Annotated in this window: 19 protein-coding genes; 9 read left to right on the top strand and 10 right to left on the bottom strand. The window is 63.2% G+C overall.

The annotated features are described in order from the left end of the window. Window positions 1–117: 117 nt before the first annotated feature. The 7 genes from L0962_RS03005 (at window position 118) to L0962_RS02975 (ending at window position 5,901) form a co-directional block, all read left to right on the top strand. Window positions 118–1,461, top strand: coding sequence for a CmpA/NrtA family ABC transporter substrate-binding protein (locus L0962_RS03005; protein WP_234083985.1), 1,344 nt, complete (start codon window positions 118–120; stop codon window positions 1,459–1,461). Between the two features lie 10 nt (window positions 1,462–1,471). After that, window positions 1,472–2,311: a nitrate ABC transporter permease gene (gene ntrB, locus L0962_RS03000; RefSeq protein WP_234083984.1), complete on the top strand. Its 840-nt coding sequence runs from the start codon at window positions 1,472–1,474 to the stop codon at window positions 2,309–2,311. A 5-nt stretch (window positions 2,312–2,316) separates the two neighbouring features. Further along, window positions 2,317–3,228, top strand: a complete 912-nt coding sequence (locus L0962_RS02995) for an ABC transporter ATP-binding protein (RefSeq protein ID WP_234083982.1) — start codon at window positions 2,317–2,319, stop codon at window positions 3,226–3,228. Between the two features lie 22 nt (window positions 3,229–3,250). Then, window positions 3,251–3,694: a cyanase gene (gene cynS / locus L0962_RS02990; protein ID WP_234083980.1), complete on the top strand. Its 444-nt coding sequence runs from the start codon at window positions 3,251–3,253 to the stop codon at window positions 3,692–3,694. Between the two features lie 127 nt (window positions 3,695–3,821). Continuing rightward, on the top strand, window positions 3,822–4,367 hold the full coding sequence (locus L0962_RS02985) for an OsmC family protein (RefSeq protein WP_234083978.1): 546 nt from the start codon (window positions 3,822–3,824) through the stop codon (window positions 4,365–4,367). Window position 4,368: 1 nt separating this feature from the next. Beyond that, on the top strand, window positions 4,369–4,713 hold the full coding sequence (locus tag L0962_RS02980) for a carboxymuconolactone decarboxylase family protein (protein ID WP_234083976.1): 345 nt from the start codon (window positions 4,369–4,371) through the stop codon (window positions 4,711–4,713). Between the two features lie 45 nt (window positions 4,714–4,758). Then, complete coding sequence (locus L0962_RS02975; RefSeq protein ID WP_234083975.1) at window positions 4,759–5,901, top strand: NAD(P)/FAD-dependent oxidoreductase; 1,143 nt, start codon at window positions 4,759–4,761, stop codon at window positions 5,899–5,901. Here L0962_RS02975 and L0962_RS02970 read toward each other — a convergent pair. The 9 genes from L0962_RS02970 to L0962_RS02930 form a co-directional block, all read right to left on the bottom strand. Beyond that, window positions 5,827–6,639: a 1-acyl-sn-glycerol-3-phosphate acyltransferase gene (locus tag L0962_RS02970; protein WP_234083973.1), complete on the bottom strand. Its 813-nt coding sequence runs from the start codon at window positions 6,637–6,639 to the stop codon at window positions 5,827–5,829. The two genes, L0962_RS02975 and L0962_RS02970, sit on opposite strands and share 75 nt — an antisense overlap. A 47-nt stretch (window positions 6,640–6,686) precedes the next feature. Then, window positions 6,687–7,448 (bottom strand): GNAT family N-acetyltransferase, encoded by a 762-nt coding sequence (locus L0962_RS02965; protein WP_234083972.1) that lies wholly within the window; start codon window positions 7,446–7,448, stop codon window positions 6,687–6,689. 83 nt (window positions 7,449–7,531) lie between these two features. Then, window positions 7,532–8,464 carry a carbohydrate kinase family protein gene (locus L0962_RS02960; RefSeq protein WP_234083970.1) on the bottom strand — a complete coding sequence of 311 codons (933 nt, stop codon included), beginning with the start codon at window positions 8,462–8,464 and terminating at the stop codon, window positions 7,532–7,534. A gap of 9 nt (window positions 8,465–8,473) precedes the next feature. Next, window positions 8,474–9,385: a DUF3426 domain-containing protein gene (locus L0962_RS02955; protein ID WP_234083968.1), complete on the bottom strand. Its 912-nt coding sequence runs from the start codon at window positions 9,383–9,385 to the stop codon at window positions 8,474–8,476. Further along, on the bottom strand, window positions 9,385–10,278 hold the full coding sequence (gene prmA / locus L0962_RS02950) for a 50S ribosomal protein L11 methyltransferase (RefSeq protein WP_234083967.1): 894 nt from the start codon (window positions 10,276–10,278) through the stop codon (window positions 9,385–9,387). The genes L0962_RS02955 and prmA overlap by 1 nt, the downstream gene beginning before the upstream one ends. Before the next feature lie 2 nt (window positions 10,279–10,280). After that, window positions 10,281–11,639, bottom strand: coding sequence for an acetyl-CoA carboxylase biotin carboxylase subunit (accC, locus tag L0962_RS02945; RefSeq protein WP_234083965.1), 1,359 nt, complete (start codon window positions 11,637–11,639; stop codon window positions 10,281–10,283). Between the two features lie 10 nt (window positions 11,640–11,649). Further along, on the bottom strand, window positions 11,650–12,111 hold the full coding sequence (accB, locus tag L0962_RS02940; RefSeq protein WP_234083963.1) for an acetyl-CoA carboxylase biotin carboxyl carrier protein: 462 nt from the start codon (window positions 12,109–12,111) through the stop codon (window positions 11,650–11,652). 60 nt (window positions 12,112–12,171) lie between these two features. Beyond that, window positions 12,172–12,651 carry a type II 3-dehydroquinate dehydratase gene (aroQ, locus tag L0962_RS02935; RefSeq protein WP_234083962.1) on the bottom strand — a complete coding sequence of 160 codons (480 nt, stop codon included), beginning with the start codon at window positions 12,649–12,651 and terminating at the stop codon, window positions 12,172–12,174. 39 nt (window positions 12,652–12,690) lie between these two features. Then, the gene (locus L0962_RS02930; protein WP_234083960.1) at window positions 12,691–13,281 is read right to left on the bottom strand and encodes a hypothetical protein; all 591 of its coding nucleotides are present in this window, start codon (window positions 13,279–13,281) and stop codon (window positions 12,691–12,693) included. 50 nt (window positions 13,282–13,331) lie between these two features. Here L0962_RS02930 and mpl point away from each other — a divergent pair, with 50 nt between their 5' ends. After that, entirely contained in the window at window positions 13,332–14,678 is a 1,347-nt protein-coding gene (mpl, locus tag L0962_RS02925) for a UDP-N-acetylmuramate:L-alanyl-gamma-D-glutamyl-meso-diaminopimelate ligase (RefSeq protein ID WP_234083958.1), read from the top strand. Next, complete coding sequence (locus L0962_RS02920; protein ID WP_234083956.1) at window positions 14,675–15,262, top strand: SCO family protein; 588 nt, start codon at window positions 14,675–14,677, stop codon at window positions 15,260–15,262. Before mpl ends, L0962_RS02920 begins: the two co-directional genes overlap by 4 nt. A gap of 63 nt (window positions 15,263–15,325) precedes the next feature. Here L0962_RS02920 and L0962_RS02915 read toward each other — a convergent pair whose 3' ends face one another. Continuing rightward, the gene (locus tag L0962_RS02915) at window positions 15,326–17,602 is read right to left on the bottom strand and encodes an NADP-dependent malic enzyme (RefSeq protein WP_234083954.1); all 2,277 of its coding nucleotides are present in this window, start codon (window positions 17,600–17,602) and stop codon (window positions 15,326–15,328) included. Window positions 17,603–17,621 lie beyond the last annotated feature (19 nt).

The following is a 17,621-nucleotide window of genomic DNA, read 5'->3' as shown; positions in this document are numbered from 1 at the left end:
ACCTGAGTGCTCTCTCCGTCGGCAATATCGACGACGAAGGCACAAAACAAGGGCGGTCCCGGCCGGGAACAATTGCTGCATAGCAACAACGGATCAATCAAAACCAAGGAGCGAACCATGTCCCTCAACAACCCCTTCGACCCCAACACCGAACTGTCGGCCTGCAATTGCGGCCGGCACGCCAGTCAGGCGGAACACGATCTGGCGGAAACCGAAGCGCTCAACCAGCGGGTGATCCAGTCCACCGTGATGCGCGCACTCTTCCCCAAGGACGAGGAACGCCGCCACTTTTTGCGCACGGTCGGTGTGTCGACCGCATGGGCAGCCATTTCCTCGTTGATCCCCTTCGGTGCCCTGGAAGCAATGGCCCAGGAAAAGGGCAGCCTGGAAAAGAAGGACCTGAAAGTCGGCTTCATCCCGATCACCTGCGCCAGCCCGTTGATCATGGCCGACCCTCTCGGCTTCTACAAAAAAGAGGGGCTCAACGTGACGATGATGAAAACTGCCGGCTGGGCGCTGATCCGTGACAAGACGATGAATCGTGAATACGACGCGGCCCAGATGTTGGCACCGATGCCGCTGGCCATCTCGATGGGTGTCGGTTCCAACGCGATGCCGACCAACGTGATGACGATCCAGAACGTCAACGGTCAGGCGATCATCCTGGCCAACAAACACAAGAACAACCGCGACCCGAAGAACTGGAAGGGCTTCAAATTCGCCATCCCGTTCGAGTTCTCGATTCACAACCTGCTGTTGCGCTACTACCTGGCCGAACACGGCATCAATCCGGACACCGACGTCCAGTTGCGCGTCGTCGCCCCGCCCGAAATGGTCGCCAACCTGCGTGCCGGCAACATCGACGGCTTCCTCGGACCCGACCCGGTCAACCAGCGCGCGGTATACGACGAACTGGGCTTCATCCACATCCTGTCGCGCGACATCTGGGATGGCCACCCCTGCTGTTCGTTCTCCATCCCGACCGACTTCATCAAGCAGAACCCCAACACGTTCGCGGCACTCTACCGTGCCATCCTGAAATCGGCGGCGATGGCCCGCGATCCGAAAAACCGCTCGATCATGGCCGAAGTACTGGCGCCGGCCAACTACCTGAATCAGCCGAAAGCAGTGCTCGACCAGGTGTTGACCGGAAAATTCGCCGACGGCCTGGGCAATGTGGTCAATGTGCCGGAACGTGTCGACTACGATCCTTTCCCCTGGTATTCGATGGCTTACTGGATCCTGACCCAGATGAAGCGCTGGGGTTACGTGAAGGGCGACGTTCGCTACAAGGACATCGCGGAAAAGGTCTACCTGCTCACCGATGCACGCAAGTACATGAGCGAACTGGGCATGAACCCGCCCAAGGAGAACCTGCGCAAGGTCAAGGTGATGGGCAAGGAATTCGATCCGGCCAAGGCCGAAGCCTACGCCAACAGCTTCGCCATCCGGAAAGCCTGAGGAGCGAATCATGTCCAGCAGACTTGCACTCAGGGCGGGACTCATCTCCTTGCTGCTCTTCCTCCTGTTCATCGGCACCTGGTCGGTGGCCACGCGGCCGGTAGAAGCAACCGACCATGGTGCCGACGCGGAATACGCCGCGCTGATGGGAAAGGGGGTCGACAAGGCCAGCGGTTTCCCGCCTCCGGCCAAAGTCGGCGAAGCGTTCGTCACCTACCTGTCGGACCCGTTCTATGACAACGGCCCGAACGACAAGGGCATCGGCATTCAGCTCGGCCACTCGCTGATCCGCGTCGGCATCGGCTTCCTGCTTGCCGTTGCGGTCGCACTGCCGCTCGGCTTCGCGATCGGCATGTCGCCACTGCTGTTCCAGGCCTTCAATCCGTTCATCCAGATCCTCAAACCGATTTCACCGCTGGCCTGGATGCCCCTGGCGCTGTACAGCCTGAAGGACTCCGACATATCGGGCATTTTCGTGATCTTCATCTGCTCGCTGTGGCCGATGTTGATCAACACTGCCTTCGGTGTCGCCTCGGTCCGCAAGGACTGGATCAACGTTGCCCGGACGCTGGAAGTCGGCCCGCTGCGCAAGGCCTTCCAGGTCATCCTGCCGGCCGCCGCGCCGACCATCCTGACCGGCATGCGCATCTCGATGGGCATCGCCTGGCTGGTCATCGTCGCCGCCGAAATGCTGGTCGGTGGCACGGGCATCGGCTACTTCGTGTGGAACGAGTGGAACAACCTAGCCCTGCCCAACGTCATCTTCGCTGTCGCCATGATCGGCCTGGTCGGCATGATCCTCGACCAGTGCTTCGGCGTGCTCCAGAAGCTCGTCACCTACCGGGAGTAATCGCCATGACCACCCATTTCCTCAGCATCGAGGGGCTCAAGAAAGCCTACCCGGGCGCCCATCCGCCGGTCTTCCAGGACATCCACTTCGGCATCGACAAGGGCGAATTCGTCTGCATCATCGGCCACTCCGGCTGCGGCAAGACGACCATCCTCAACGTCCTCGCCGGACTCGAGGACGCCACCGCCGGCGGCGTGATCATGGACGGCCGGGAGGTCTCCGGCCCCAGCCTGGATCGCGGCGTCGTCTTCCAGAACCATGCGCTGATGCCGTGGATGAGCGTGCTCGCCAATGTCGCCTTCGCCGTCAAGTCGCGCTGGCCGGACTGGAGCAAGGCGAAGATCGCCGAGCACAGCACCCGCTACCTGGAGATGGTCGGCCTCGGCCACGCCATCGACAAGAAGCCCGCCGAACTATCGGGCGGCATGAAGCAACGCGTCGGCATCGCCCGCGCCTTCGCCATCGAACCGAAGATGCTGCTGCTCGACGAACCGTTCGGCGCACTCGACGCGCTGACCCGCGGCACCATCCAGGACGAGTTGCTGAAGATCGTCCAGGCCACGCACCAGACGGTGTTCATGATCACCCACGACGTCGACGAGGCGATCCTGCTCGCCGACAAGGTGATCCTGATGAGCAACGGGCCGCTGGCCAAGATCGCCGAGATCGTCGAGATCACCATGCCGCGCGACCGGACGCGGGCCGACATGCACCACGACCCGCAGTTCTACCGCATCCGCAACCATCTGGTCGATTTCCTGGTGAATCGTTCCAAGAACTACGCCGGCAGCGACACGACGGTGCTGCATGACCCGAAGCATCCGCCGGTCGTCCGTCCCGGCCTGCTCGAGGAGGAGGCGCCGGCAGGCGCAAGCTTTCGACAAGCCCCGCAATTGAAACAGGTCGTCAATCACTAACCCCCCCTCAGGAGAAAACACCATGAACCGCAACGACGTTACCGAACTGATCATCGCCGCCAAGGTGAACAAGGGCATCAAGTGGGCCGACGTGGCCGGCAAGATCGGCCTGTCCAAGGAATGGGTCACCGCCGGCTGCCTCGGTCAAATGACCTTCAGCCCGGAACAGGCAGCGATCCTCGGCAGCACCTTCGATCTGCCGGAAGAGGCCGTCAAGCTGCTGCAGGTCGTGCCCTACAAGGGCTCGCTGCCGACCGCCGTGCCGACCGATCCGCTGATCTACCGCTTCTACGAGCTGATCAGCGTCTATGGCACCACCTTCAAGGAACTGATCCACGAGGAATTCGGCGACGGCATCATGTCTGCCATCGACTTCAAGATGGATCTGCAACGCGAGCCGAACCCCATGGGCGACCGCGTCAGCATCACCATGTCCGGCAAGTTCCTGCCGTACAAGACCTACTGAGTCCCTAAGCCCTGTCCGGCCGGGACGGGGCCTTCCCAAACCACCGAGCCGTTTTTTGGTTCGCCGCGGCGAGCCGGGGGCTGCTCACGCCTGAATTCCGATTCAACCCAACCCCATGGAGTCCATCATGTCTGCTGAAACCGTCAAAACCTACCTGCGTCCGATCGATCGCGAAGGCCTGCTGAAGTTCGCCGCCGGCGGCCGCGAAAACCCGGAACGCCGCGGCACCAACAAGGTGCACACCGTCATGCAGGGGCAGTTCCGCTCCTGGAGCTACGTCGGCATCCACAACCCGGTCGTCGTCGACGAGCCGCTGCACCTGTTCGGCGAGAACACCGCCCCGGCGCCGGGCGAAATCGTCCTGTCGGCACTCGGTGGCTGCCTGGGCGTCGGCATCACCGCCGTCGCAACCTACCGCGAAGTCAAGCTAAGCCGTCTGGAAATCTTCCTCGAAGCCGACATCGGCAACACCGGCGCCTGGGGTGCCGGCGGTGCCGAGCGCAAGCCGGAAGACATGGGCTTCAAGGAAATCCGCGTCAGGGTCATCGTCGAAGGCGATGCCAGCAAGGCCGAACTCGACGACATCGTCCAGCACGCCAACTACTTCTCACCGGTCGCCAACAGCATGCGCAATCCGGTGCCGATGAGCATTGCCAGGGTCGACGAGGCCTGAGATGAGCAAATCGTTTGCCGTCATTACCGGCGACGTCTCGAAGGCGCTGGGCAAGCTGCGCAGCGCCATCCCGGAGACCATGAAGGGCTTCGGCCAGATGTCGCAGGGCGCCCTCGCCGAGGGCAGCATTTCTGCCCTGAACAAGGAGTTGACCGCACTGGCGATCGGCGTCGCATCGCGTTGCGATGCCTGCATCGGCTTTCACGTCAAGGCACTGATCAAGCTGGGCGTGACTCGCGAACAGCTGATGGAAACCCTGGCCATCTGCGTCTACATGGGCGGAGGCCCGACGCTGATGTACGCCGCGGAAGCGGTACGCGCCTACGAGGAATTCGAGGGCGCCTGAACGACGGGGCCGCAGCCCGCGGCCCCGTCGCCCGAGGAGAGAGACATGCATGAACGATTGGTGATCATCGGCAGCGGCCAAGCCGGCGTCACGCTGGCCCGGGAAATCCGCAAACTCGACAAGCAGCGCGAGATTGTGCTGCTGACGGCCGACGACGGACACTTTTATTCGAAACCCAACCTGTCAAACGCATTCGCCCTGAACAAGACCCCGTCGCAACTGGTCGTCACACCGGTCGACAAGCTACGTGAACAACTGGGTATCGACATCCGGCCGCACGTCGAAGCCCACCACCTGGACGCCCAGGCGCATGTCATCGACACCAGTGCGGGACCGCTCGATTATGGCCAGCTGGTCCTCGCCGTCGGAGCCAGGCCGATCCGCCTGCCGCTGGCCGGCAAGGCTGCCGACGAAATCCTGTCGGTCAATACGCTCGATGACTATGCGCTGTTCCGCACCCGTCTTGCCGGCAAACGCTCGGTCGCGCTGATCGGTGGCGGGCTGGTCGGTTGCGAATTCGCCAACGACCTGCGCAGCGCCGGACTCGAGGTTCAGCTGTTCGACATCGAAAACCAGCTGCTGACCGGCCTGCTGCCGACGGAAGCCGCAGCCTTCCTGCGCCGTCGACTGGAAGCGACGGGCGTCGCCTGTCACCTGGGCTGCCGGATCATCGGCATCGAACACGAGGAAGGCGGCTATCGTCTGCACGATGCGCTTGGCCGCAGCTATCACGCCGGCCTGGTGCTTTCGGCAGTCGGCCTGCGTCCAAATCTGACACTGGCCAGCGCCGCCGGCCTGCAAACCGGTCGCGGCATCCTGACCGATCGCCTGCTTCAGACCTCAAACCCGGATATCTACGCGCTCGGCGACTGCGCCGAAATCGCCGGTCTGGTGCTGCCTTACATCCTGCCGATCATGCACGGTGCCCGGGCGCTGGCGCAAACGCTGTGCGGCAAGGAAACACCGGTCAGTTTTCCGGCAATGCCGGTCGCCATCAAGCTGCCATCGTGCCCGGGCGTTGTCTGTCCGCCACCGGGCGGAGCCGGCCAATGGCAGGAAAGCCTCGACGGCGAAGGCGTACGGGCATTGTTTGAGACGGCCGACGCGACGCCGTCAGGTTTCGCGCTGCTCGGCGCCGCCACCCGCGAGCAACGCGAACTGGCCGGCCGCATGCCCGCCCGCCTGTAACACTGCAACCGGCGGCGCGGCCGGCGATATGCCGTACGCTGCCGTCGCTGGCAGCCCGGCAGCCAGCGCAATCGCCTCTCGTGCCTCGGCGGCAACCTGCTTGCGGTCCGCGCCGTCCGTCCCGCGCAGCGGGGTCGTGACCAGGCGGGCAATGATCCGCGGCCGCCGGAGTATCGCCGCGGTACAGGTGCCGAGCGAAATATCGCCGTCGTAGCGCGGCGCCAGACTCCGTTCGCCGTTCAGTTCCCAGTAGGAAATGGCCGCCGGCAGCACCGGCCGACCGGCGGCCAGCGCCGGTTGCAGCAGGGCCGCATGGAAGTGCAGCAGGGCACGGCCATCGGTTGTCGTGCCTTCCGGAAAAACTGCGACGTGCTTGCCGGCGGCCAGGATCGCCGCAACCTGTTCGTTGATCAGTCGGGCATGGCCGCGACTGCCGCGGCGCAGGAAGATGGTATCGTTCTTCCCCGCCAGCCAGCCGATCACCGGCCAGCGCCGGACTTCTTCCTTGGACACGAAAGCCGCCGGCAAGGCGGCGTTGATCACGAAGATATCGACCCAGGAAACGTGGTTGGCAACGAGCAGCACCCCCGGCTCAACGTGCGTCAGATCGGCTTCCAGTTCGATACCCAGCGCATCGAGCAGGGCAGCCGACCAGCTCTGCTTGAGCAACAGGCGGCGACGGTCGCCGCAGATGCGAAACAGCGTCAGGGCAACCAGCGTACCGGCCAGGATCAGCAATCCCAGCCGGAAAATACGCCAGTAACGGGTGATGCGGTTGGTTTCGATCAGTCTGCCTGCCCCAGGTAATGCTTTGCGTAACGGCCGGCAACCTTGGCCATCGGCATCAGGATGGGCAGGTCGGCGGTATTGAAATCGGGATCCCAGGCCGGTTCACCGCAGATCCAGGCACCGGCACGCAGATAGCCCTTGATCAACGGCGGCACTTCGGCCGGACGATCCTGCTGCAGGGCAGCCAGCGGCAGCGGACAACGCGGGAAAACGCGGTATTCCGGCGGCCCCAGATGCTCGGCAGCGAGCCGATGATACAGGCTGGCCGCGGCATGTCCACCGTCGGCCATGCTGATCGACGCGCAGCCCATCAGGTAGTCGTAGCCGTTTTCCACCATGTACTGGGCCAGGCCGGACCACAGCAGCGTGATCGTCGCCCCGGTTCGATAATCCGGATGCACGCAGGAGCGCCCGATCTCGACCAGTCGGGAGCGCAGATACTGCAGGCGGGTCAGATCGAATTCGTTTTCCGAGTAATAACCGATCTGACGGGCATTTTCCGGCGACAGGATGCGATAGGTGCCGACCACCTCGCCGCTCTTGGTGTCGCGGACGACGAGGTGCTGGCAGTACGGATCGTAGATGTCGTGATCGACGCCCGGCGTGCGACTGGGCAGGTTGGCGCCCATTTCACCGGCAAAGACGCGATAGCGCAGGCGCTGTGCGTCGAGAATCTCGCTCGAATTGCGGGCCAGACCGACCGCCAGGCTCTTCTTTTCGGGACGGCCGCGTCCGGCGGCCTTGTGCAGATCTTCCATGTCGTTCTCCTTGTTCATGGAGAACGAGTCTGGCGGAGGGTTGTTACATCCGCGTTGCCCGAAGATGACGCCGAGGTTTCAGATCACCACGGCTGCTCGCCGAAAGCGGCAGCATAGCGCGCAGCGATTTCCTCGCGACCCGGCCGGTGGTTCTGGCCGCCGCGATGCGCAATCTTGATCGCCCCCATCACCGCGGCCAGTCGGCCGGTGCGCGGCCAGTCCCAGCCGTTGGCGATGCCGTACAGCAGCCCGGCACGGTAAGCGTCGCCGCAACCGGTCGGATCGACGATCGCCTCGGCCGGTACGCAGGGAATCCGGTGAACCGTACCGTCGGCGTGAATCTCCGAGCCTTCGCCGCCGCGCGTGACGATCAATGCCTTGACCAGCCCGGCCAGTTGTTCGAGGCTGCGCCCGGTCCGGTCGCAGGCCAGCTTCGCTTCATAGTCGTTGAAGCAGGCGTAATCGGCCAGGTTCAGGAAATCGAGCAGGTCGTCGCCGCTGAACATCGGCAGCCCCTGGCCCGGATCGAAGATGAAGGGCACACCGGCCGCCGCGAAATCACGGGCATGTTGCAGCATGCCTTCGCGGCCGTCGGGCGCAACGATGCCCAGCTTCGCATTGGCGCGGTCAACCTGGTTCAGATGCGAAAAACTCATCGCCCCCGGGTGAAATGCCGTGATCTGGTTGTCGTCGAGGTCGGTGGTGATGAAGGCCTGGGCGGTGAAGCTGCCCGGGACCTGGCGCACATGCGCGCGCGTCAGACCGAGCGTGTCGAGGCGATCGAGGTAGGGCTGCGCATCGTCGCCGACGGTGGCCATGATCGTCGCATCGCCGCCGAGCAGCATCAGGTTGTAGGCAATGTTGCCGGCACAACCGCCGAACTCGCGACGCATTTCCGGCACCAGGAAAGCGACGTTAAGGATGTGGATCTGCTCGGGCAGGATGTGATTCTTGAAGCGGTCCGGAAAGACCATGATGTTGTCGAAAGCCAGCGAACCGCAGATCAGAGTGGTCATGAACGAAACTCAGGGGTAGAAAATGTAGAGACGGTAGCCGGTTGCCCCGAGTTCGCGGGCCTCGACCCACAACCGGATGCCGATCTCGGCCGCCGCGGGGAAAACATCGGCCGGCGTCCCGGCAGGCAGGTATTCGGCGGCCGGGATGATGCGCCGTGAAACCACCCGATCGTTGACATCGGTCAGTGTCAGTTCGAGCGCCGGCCAGGCCTGCGCATGATCGGCCCGATTTTTCAGCGTGGCATTGAGCACGAACAGGTCGCGGGTGCTATCCGCTTGCAGGTCCGAGCTTTCGATCGACACCTTGCCGACATCGCGCATCAGCGGAATGTTTACCCCCAGCGCCTGATAGACCGCCTCGCTGGTCGGCCAACGCAGCACCACGGCACTGCGGTAGTGATACGCCAACTGGCTAATCAACGCGAGCAGCAATAGCAACGCGACAAGGACGAAGGGCCACACCGGTCGCCGCGTCTCGATCTCGAATCCGCCGAGGCTGCCGGCCGACAGGGCTCCCGCCGACCAACGGTCGTAGGAAGGCGTTTCAGTCAGGTCGCGAGCGGCAATCAGGCCGGCGCGGCGCGCCGCCTCGGTGGTCTGCTCGGGCGTTTCATCTGCCGGCGCCGCTGGCTCTGGCTCTGGCTCTGGCTCTGGCTCTGGCTCGGGCTCGGGCTCGGGCTCGGGCTCGGGCGACAGGATTGTCTGATTCCCTGGCAGAACCGGCTCGGGAAGCGGCTGGGCCACCATGGCTTCCGGCATTTCTGCCGGTGCGGGATCGGCGGCTTGATCGTAAGGCAGCAGATGATCGAAGGCATTGAACACGTGCTGACAATGCCCGCAGCGCACCCGCCCGGCCTTCAAGCGCAATTGCTCGGAGGTGACACGGAAAACCGTGTCACACGCCGGGCAGCGGGTTCGCATCAGCAGCGGACCCCGGACAGGCATACCCAGTCTTCCCTGACATCGGCCACCTGCAGCGCAATCCACGGTGCGTAGATGGCAATGATCTCGTCCGCCTGCTCACGCAGGATGCCGGACAAGGCCAGCCTGCCGCCCTGCGGACGGACATGTCCGCAGATGGCGGGCGCCAGGACGCGCAGCGGATTGGAGAGGATGTTGGCCACGACGACATCATACTCACCGGCAACCGGCACCGTCGAGTCGGCAAAGACAGCCTCGACGCCGTTGCGCTCGGCATTGGCGCGCGCCGCATCGACCGCCTGCGGATCGATGTCCACGCCGGCAACATGCGCTGCACCCAGGCGGGCGGCAGCAATCGCCAGGATGCCGGAGCCGCAACCGTAGTCGAGTACGCGATCGCCCGCGCCGATCGTCCGCTCCAGCCATTCCAGACACAGTCGCGTGGTCGGATGCGAACCGGTGCCGAAGGCCATGCCCGGATCGAGGATCAAGTTGATCGCCTGCGGATCGGGGGATTCGTGCCACGAAGGCACGATCCACAAGCGCGCCGAAACGCGGATCGGATCGAACTGGGACTGGGTCAGTTGCACCCAGTTCTGCTCTTCGATGCGGTCGACCGCAAAATCCGGCACATTTTCCAGACCGGCCTGGGTGATCGCCTGCGTCAGCAGCGCTGCCACATCGGCCTCCGGCTCGAACAGCGCAACGACGCGCGAGTGCGTCCAGCCCGGCGCGGTCAGCGAACCCGGTTCGCCGAACTGCGGTTGTTCGTCAGGGGTGCCGGCGTCGGCATCCTCGATGCAAGCCGACAGTGCCCCCACTTCGATCAGGGCGTCGCAGACCGGTTCGGCGCTGGCCGCATCGGTCAGGAAACTGACGTTCTGCCAGGCCATGCTTACTGCTTGACCTCGTTTTTCTCGGCCAGCTTGTGCTCGAGATAGTGAATGCTGGTGCCGCCTTCGATGAACCGGGCGTCCTGCATCAGCTCCTGGTGCAGCGGAATGTTGGTTTTGATGCCCTGAACGCTCATCTCGGACAGCGCGATGCGCATGCGGCGAATCGCCTGCTCGCGGGTATCGCCGTAGGAAATCACCTTGGCGACCATCGAGTCGTAATGCGGCGGTACGCGATAGCCCTGGTAGATGTGCGAATCGACGCGGATACCGGGGCCGCCCGGCGGATGATAGAACTCGATCTTGCCGGGAGATGGCACGAACGTGAAGGGATCTTCGGCATTGATGCGGCATTCGATCGCATGACCGCGGAAGGCGATTTCCTTCTGCTTGTAGCGCAGCTTCTCGCCGAAGGCGACGCGAATCTGCTCCTGGACGATGTCGACCCCGGTAATCATTTCGGTCACCGGATGCTCGACCTGAACGCGCGTGTTCATCTCGATGAAGTAGAACTCGCCGTTCTCGAACAGGAACTCGAAGGTTCCGGCGCCGCGATAGCCGATCTTGCGACAGGCATCGGCACAGCGCTCGCCGATCCGGCTGATCAGACGGGCCGGAATGTGCGGTGCCGGCGCTTCCTCGATGACCTTCTGGTGGCGGCGCTGCATCGAGCAATCGCGCTCGCCAAGGTAAATCGCGTTGCCATGCTGGTCGGCCAGCACCTGGATTTCAACGTGGCGCGGGTTTTCCAGGAATTTTTCCATGTAGACCGCAGGATTGCCGAAGAACTGGCCGGCTTCCTGGCGGGTCATCGCCACCGCATTGACCAGCGCCGCCTCGGTATGCACGACGCGCATGCCGCGACCGCCGCCGCCACCAGCCGCCTTGATGATCACCGGGTAACCGATGCTGCGGGCGATCTTGACGATTTCCTTCGAATCATCCGGCAAGGCGCCGTCGGAACCCGGCACGCAGGGCACGCCGGCCGCCTTCATCGCATCCTTGGCAGACACCTTGTCGCCCATCAGGCGAATGGTTTCGGCACGCGGGCCGATGAAGACGAACCCCGAGGATTCGACGCGCTCGGCAAAATCGGCATTTTCCGACAGGAAGCCGTAGCCGGGGTGAATGGCCTGGGCATCGGTCACCTCAGCCGCCGAGATGATCGCCGGCACGTTCAGGTAGCTCTGCGCCGACGCCGCCGGCCCGATGCATACCGACTCGTCGGCCAGCTTGACGTATTTGGCTTCACGGTCGGCCTCGGAGTGCACGACCACGGTCTTGACACCCAGCTCGCGGCAGGCGCGCTGGATGCGGAGGGCAATTTCGCCGCGGTTGGCGATCAGTATCTTCTCGAACATGGGTCCGGCCTCAGCCGATCACGAACAGCGGTTCACCGAATTCGACCGGCTCGCCATTGTCGAGCAGGATGGCCTTGACCGTGCCATCGACCTCGGCTTCGATCTCGTTGAGCAGCTTCATCGCTTCAATGATGCACAGCGTATCGCCCTTCTTGACGACGCTGCCGACCTGCACGAACGCATCGGCGCCGGGCGACGGCGAACGGTAGAAGGTGCCGACCATCGGCGACTTGAGAACGGTGCCTTCCGGCAGATCGTCCTCATCGTCCAGATTGACCGACGACGGCGCAGCGGAGGCACCAGCCACCGGCATCGGCATGGCAGCCGGCATGGCATATTGCTGAATAGGTGCCGCAACGACACCGGAATGCTTGGCGATACGGACCTTCTCTTCGCCTTCGGTGACTTCCAGTTCCGAAATACCGGACTCCTGAACGAGGTCGATGAGTTTCTTCAGCTTGCGCAGATCCATGATGACTCCTTAGATGATTTTCTGCAGATGGAATCGCATTCGCGGCAAAAAGCCGCTTTTTCATTCCACGTTGAGTTTATTGAGCAGGTATTCCAGGGCCAGGCGATAGCCCTCGTGACCCAGGCCGCAGATGACGCCGATGGCCAGGTCGGAAAAATAGGAATGATGGCGGAACGGCTCGCGGGCGTGCACGTTGGACAGATGCACTTCAACGAACGGAATGGCCACTGCCGCCAGCGCGTCGCGCAAGGCAACGCTGGTGTGCGTGTAAGCCGCCGGATTGATGATGATGGCGCGCACGCCTTGCTCGCGGGCCGCGTGGATGCGCTCGATCAGCGCCCCTTCGTGATTGCTCTGAAAGGCTTCCAGTTCGACACCGGCAGCTTCCGCCAGACGCGCCAGCGTCAGGTTGATGTCAGCCAGGGTCGTCCGCCCGTAATGTTCCGGCTCGCGCGTGCCAAGCAGATTCAGATTTGGCCCATGAACAACTAGGACACGGGCTTTTTCCGACGGCTTGGAAGCAGTTTTTCGCTTCGTCATGGCGGCAAGTTTGCCGCAAATCGCCGCATTTTGTCCAGTCTATTCCTTCAGTAACAGGCGCAGCTCGGGTGTCTTGACGCGCTCTCGCGGGCGACCATCGCGATGCTTCATGACCACCCGCTCCATGGCCGGGGAAAGCACGATCAATTCAGCGTCGACCGTATCCGTCTCGATGCGCAGCACCGCCTCGACCTTGTCGTTGCGCGGCGTCGCATGGGCAACATCGACCCCGCGGTTGAGCAGGAAGATTTCGACCTCCTTGGCGCTGTCGGCGAACAACAGGATATCGATTGTCGAATGCTCGCCGGCGGTTCCATCGAGTACCGATCCCGTCAGATAAGGATTGAAGGCTGCCAGCAGATCGAGCAGATCGAGCGCAGACTGACGCAGCGCATGCAGCACGGCTTCATGGTCCTCGGCCTGATACAGGCTGCGATAGGCACGTAATTCGGCCTCGACCTCGGCATTGTCCGGAAAGGCCGTATGTTCCGGCAAGCCCAGCTGGCGGGCCGCCTTGCGCTTGGCATGATGAAAATCGGTGATGCCGTCCTCGGCCATCAACCTGGCGGCGGCAGCGGCTATGGCAGCGCGGGTTCCGGAACTCGTTCGCTGCCGGTCTTGGCGGGGCATGTCGTCTCGCTCGGGGTAGAATCGCCCCCATTCTAACCACAGTACGCGCCATGCACATTCACATTCTCGGCATTTGCGGCACCTTCATGGGCGGCATCGCCCAGTTGGCGGTCGCGGCCGGCCACCGGGTCACCGGCTGCGACGCCAATGTCTATCCGCCGATGAGCGACCAGTTGCGTGCTGCCGGCATCGAATTGATCGAAGGTTTCGATATCGGACAACTGGCGCTGAACCCGGACATCCACGTGGTCGGCAATGCCATTTCGCGCAGCAACCCCCTGCTGGAAGCCATCCTCGACCGCGGTCTGCCATACGTGTCCGGCCCGCAATGGCTGGCCGAGCATGTGCTTCAGGGGCGCTGGGTGCTCGGCGTGGCCGGTACCCACGGCAAGACGACCACCAGCGCGATGCTGGCCTGGATTCTCGAGGATGCCGGCATGTCGCCCGGTTTCCTGATCGGCGGCGTACCGCTCAATTTCGGCGTTTCGGCCCGGCTCGGCGGCACACCTTTCTTCGTCATCGAGGCCGACGAATACGACACGGCTTTCTGCGACAAGCGCTCCAAGTTCATCCACTACCGCCCCAGGACCGTAGTCCTGAACAACCTTGAATTCGATCACGCAGACATCTTCGCTGATCTTGCCGCTATCGAAACGCAGTTTCACCATCTTGTCCGCACATTGCCTGCCTCCGGCCTGATCGTTTCCAATGCCGGCGAAGCCAGCCTGGAACGCGTACTGCAGCGAGGTTGCTGGACACCGGTCGAGCGCTTCGCCGATGCCGGCGGCTACCGGACCGAAGGCGACGATGCCTGCGGTCAACTCGTGCTGAAGGACAAAAACGGCGAGATCGGTCGTGTCCAGTGGGCGCTGACCGGCGAGCACAACCGGGCCAACGCCTGCGCTGCGCTGCTCGCCGCACGTCACGTTGGCGTGCCGTTCGACAAGGGGCTGGAAGCGCTTGGCCGTTTCATCAACGTCAAGCGACGCATGGAGGTCCGCGGAACGGTGCGCGACATTACCGTCTACGACGACTTCGCCCATCATCCGACGGCCATTGCCACGACCATTGCCGGGCTGCGTCGCAAGATCGGCGATGCCCGCATCCTCGCCGTACTCGAACCGCGCTCCAACACGATGAAACTGGGAACGATGAAGAACCAGCTGCCGGAAAGCCTGCGCGACGCCAACCTGAGCTTCTGCTACGCCGGCAACCTCGGCTGGGATGCCCGCGAAGCGCTGGCCCCGATGGGCGAACGCGCCCGTGTCGCCGACGATCTCGATCAACTGGTCGAAGACATCGCTGCCACCGCCCGCCCCGGCGATCACATCCTGGTCATGAGCAACGGCGGCTTCGGCGGCATCCACGGCAAACTGCTGGCGAGGCTGGCATCATGAAGCGTCGCACCCTGCTCGGCGTGAGCGCCGCCCTGTTGCTGATCGCCTGCGGCAACCAGACATCGTCGCTGCAAAACCCCGACCTCGGCGCGAAGAACGTTTTCCCGGCCGGCAAGCTGCACGGCAGCGGCGGCAAGACGGTGGATCTGGCCGATTTCAGGGGCAAGGCCCTGATCGTTTTCTTCGGCTACACCAGCTGTCCGGACATCTGCCCGACCACGCTGCGTAAATATGCCAGCCTGTACCGCAATCTTCGGGATCGCGATGCCGAGCGCGTACAGGTGATCTTCATCAGCGTCGATCCGGAACGCGACACGCCGGACAAGGCCGACACCTACGCCAAGTGGTTCAACCCGAACTTCATCGGACTGACCGGAGATAACGCCCAGATTGCCGATCTTGCAGCGCAATTCGGCGTCATTTACGCCAAGCAGCCGATAGAAGGCAGCATGGGTTATGTCATCGACCACAGCGCGGGCGCCTATCTGGTCGACCCCAAGGGTCAGCTACGCGCACAACTACCGGAAAAAGCCCTGATCGAACCTATTCTCGCGGATCTGCAGAAGGTGCTCGACACCCCCTGACAAAAAGCCCCGCCGAAGCGGGGCTTTTCATATCGATATCGCACCCGATGTGCGACAGCGTATTCAGCGCTCCATCGATTCGACGACAGCCAGCGCCGTCATGTTGACCAGACGGCGAACGGTCGCCGTCGAGGTCAGCACATGCACCGGACGCGCCGCGCCGAGCAGGATCGGGCCGATGGTCACCCCTTCGCCGCTGGTCATCTTCAACAGGTTGTAGGAGATGTTCGCGGCATCGATGTTCGGCATGATCAGCAGATTGGCCTCGCCCTTCAGCGGGGAATCCGGATTGGCTTCCAGGCGGACTTCCTCGTTCAGCGCCGAGTCACCGTGCATTTCGCCATCGACCTCCAGTTCGCCGGCCGACATCGCCGAGACCAGACCGGCTGCAATGCTCATCTTGCGCGCCGATTCGGACGAGGAAGAACCGAAGTTCGAATGGGAGAGCAGAGCAACCTTCGGATGGCTGCCGAAACGGCGCACCTGCTCGGCGGCCATCAAGGTCATCTCGGCAATTTCCTCGGCATTCGGATTTTCGTTCACATGGGTGTCGCACAGGAACAGCGAACGCCCCGGCAGCATCAGGTAATTCATCGCCGCCAGGGTGTTGACCCCGGCACGCTTGCCGATGACCTGACTGACCACGCCCAGATGGTGGCTGTACTGGCCGGTAACACCGCAGATCAGGCCGTCGGCGTAGCCGAGCTTGAGCAGCATCGCGCCGATCACCGTCGGCTTACGGCGCATGGCTTCCTTGGCGATGGCCGGCGTCACGCCACGGCGCACCATCAGCTTGTGATAGGCCGTCCAGCACTCGCGGTAGCGCTCGTCCGACTCCGGATTGACGACATCGAAATCGACGCCCGGCTTGATGCGCAGGTTGGCCTTTTCCAGACGATGATTGATCACCTCCGGGCGGCCGATCAGGATGGGGCGGGCAAACTTCTCCTCGATCACGACCTGAACGGCACGCAACACGCGCTCTTCTTCGCCTTCGGCGTAGATGATGCGCTTGCCCTGAGCCTGACGGGCGGCCTGGAAAATCGCGCGCATGCCGACGCCGGTGTGATAGACGAATTCCGACAGCTTGGCGCGGTAGGCATCCCAGTCGGTGATCGGGCGGGTGGCGACGCCGGAGTCGATGGCGGCCTGGGCGACGGCCGGCGCGATCTTGACGATCAGGCGCGGGTCGAAGGGCTTGGGAATCAGGTATTCCGGACCGAAGGTCAGGTCGTGGCCGGGATAGGCCATCGCCACTTCATCGGTCACTTCGGCTTCGGCCAGTTCGGCAATGGCACGCACCGAAGCCATCTTCATCTCTTCGGTGATGCGCGTGGCGCCGACGTCGAGCGCGCCGCGGAAGATGAAGGGGAAACAGAGGACGTTGTTGACCTGGTTCACGTAGTCGGAACGGCCAGTGGCGATGATCGCTTCCGGACGGACTTCCTTGACCAGTTCCGGCATGATTTCCGGGGTCGGGTTGGCCAGCGCGAAGACCATCGGCTTCTCGGCCATGCTCTTGACCATGTCCTGGCTGACCACGCCGGCGGCCGACAGGCCGAGGAAAATGTCGGCGCCGATCATCGCGTCGGCCAGCGTGCGCTTGTCGGTTTCCTGGGCGTAGCGGGCCTTGGTTTCGTCCATGCCGCCCGGACGGCCAACGTAGATGACGCCCTTGGAGTCGCAAATGGTGATGTTCTCGCGCTTGACGCCAAGATCGCACCACAGGTTCACGCAGGAGATGGCAGCGGCACCGGCGCCGGAAACGACCACCTTGATCGCTTCGATCTTCTTGCCAACGACCTTCAGGCCATTGAGCATGGCGGCGGCGGAAATGATCGCGGTGCCGTGCTGGTCATCGTGGAAGACCGGAATGTTCATCCGTTCCTTCAGCTTCTGCTCGATGTAGAAGCACTCCGGCGCCTTGATGTCTTCCAGGTTGATGCCGCCGAGCGTCGGCTCGAGCGCGGCGATCATGTCGATCAGCTTGTCCGGATCGTTCTCGGCGAGTTCGATGTCGAAGACGTCGATACCGGCGAACTTCTTGAACAGGCAGCCCTTGCCTTCCATGACCGGCTTGGCGGCGAGCGGGCCGATGTTGCCGAGGCCGAGCACGGCGGTGCCGTTGGTGACGACACCGACCAGGTTGGCGCGCGAGGTGTACAGCGCGGCGGTCGCTTCGTCCTCGACGATGGCGTCACAGGCGGCGGCGACGCCCGGCGAGTAGGCCAGCGCCAGGTCGCGCTGGTTGGTCAGGCCCTTGGTCGGGCGGACGGAAATCTTGCCCGGCGTGGGCAGGCGATGATATTCGAGTGCGGCTTCGCGCAAATCCTTTTCCACGGAATCTCCTCGGCTTACG

Origin of the sequence: Azonexus sp. R2A61 (genome assembly GCF_021401135.1) — a bacterium.
Lineage (GTDB): Bacteria > Pseudomonadota > Gammaproteobacteria > Burkholderiales > Rhodocyclaceae > Azonexus.
This window is presented reverse-complemented; position numbering and strand designations above follow the sequence as displayed.

What these genes read in the sequence shown, in the direction of transcription:
- L0962_RS02960 (WP_234083970.1), bottom strand. Translation starts at nt 8,464, where the DNA reads ATGACCACTCTGATCTGCGGTTCGCTGGCTTTCGACAACATCATGGTC.
- L0962_RS02985 (WP_234083978.1), top strand. Translation starts at nt 3,822, where the DNA reads ATGTCTGCTGAAACCGTCAAAACCTACCTGCGTCCGATCGATCGCGAA.
- L0962_RS02965 (WP_234083972.1), bottom strand. Translation starts at nt 7,448, where the DNA reads ATGGAAGATCTGCACAAGGCCGCCGGACGCGGCCGTCCCGAAAAGAAG.
- prmA (WP_234083967.1), bottom strand. Translation starts at nt 10,278, where the DNA reads ATGGCCTGGCAGAACGTCAGTTTCCTGACCGATGCGGCCAGCGCCGAA.
- L0962_RS02975 (WP_234083975.1), top strand. Translation starts at nt 4,759, where the DNA reads ATGCATGAACGATTGGTGATCATCGGCAGCGGCCAAGCCGGCGTCACG.
- L0962_RS02930 (WP_234083960.1), bottom strand. Translation starts at nt 13,281, where the DNA reads ATGCCCCGCCAAGACCGGCAGCGAACGAGTTCCGGAACCCGCGCTGCC.
- accB (WP_234083963.1), bottom strand. Translation starts at nt 12,111, where the DNA reads ATGGATCTGCGCAAGCTGAAGAAACTCATCGACCTCGTTCAGGAGTCC.
- L0962_RS02995 (WP_234083982.1), top strand. Translation starts at nt 2,317, where the DNA reads ATGACCACCCATTTCCTCAGCATCGAGGGGCTCAAGAAAGCCTACCCG.
- accC (WP_234083965.1), bottom strand. Translation starts at nt 11,639, where the DNA reads ATGTTCGAGAAGATACTGATCGCCAACCGCGGCGAAATTGCCCTCCGC.
- L0962_RS03005 (WP_234083985.1), top strand. Translation starts at nt 118, where the DNA reads ATGTCCCTCAACAACCCCTTCGACCCCAACACCGAACTGTCGGCCTGC.
- L0962_RS02980 (WP_234083976.1), top strand. Translation starts at nt 4,369, where the DNA reads ATGAGCAAATCGTTTGCCGTCATTACCGGCGACGTCTCGAAGGCGCTG.
- ntrB (WP_234083984.1), top strand. Translation starts at nt 1,472, where the DNA reads ATGTCCAGCAGACTTGCACTCAGGGCGGGACTCATCTCCTTGCTGCTC.
- aroQ (WP_234083962.1), bottom strand. Translation starts at nt 12,651, where the DNA reads ATGACGAAGCGAAAAACTGCTTCCAAGCCGTCGGAAAAAGCCCGTGTC.
- L0962_RS02920 (WP_234083956.1), top strand. Translation starts at nt 14,675, where the DNA reads ATGAAGCGTCGCACCCTGCTCGGCGTGAGCGCCGCCCTGTTGCTGATC.
- cynS (WP_234083980.1), top strand. Translation starts at nt 3,251, where the DNA reads ATGAACCGCAACGACGTTACCGAACTGATCATCGCCGCCAAGGTGAAC.
- L0962_RS02955 (WP_234083968.1), bottom strand. Translation starts at nt 9,385, where the DNA reads ATGCGAACCCGCTGCCCGGCGTGTGACACGGTTTTCCGTGTCACCTCC.
- mpl (WP_234083958.1), top strand. Translation starts at nt 13,332, where the DNA reads ATGCACATTCACATTCTCGGCATTTGCGGCACCTTCATGGGCGGCATC.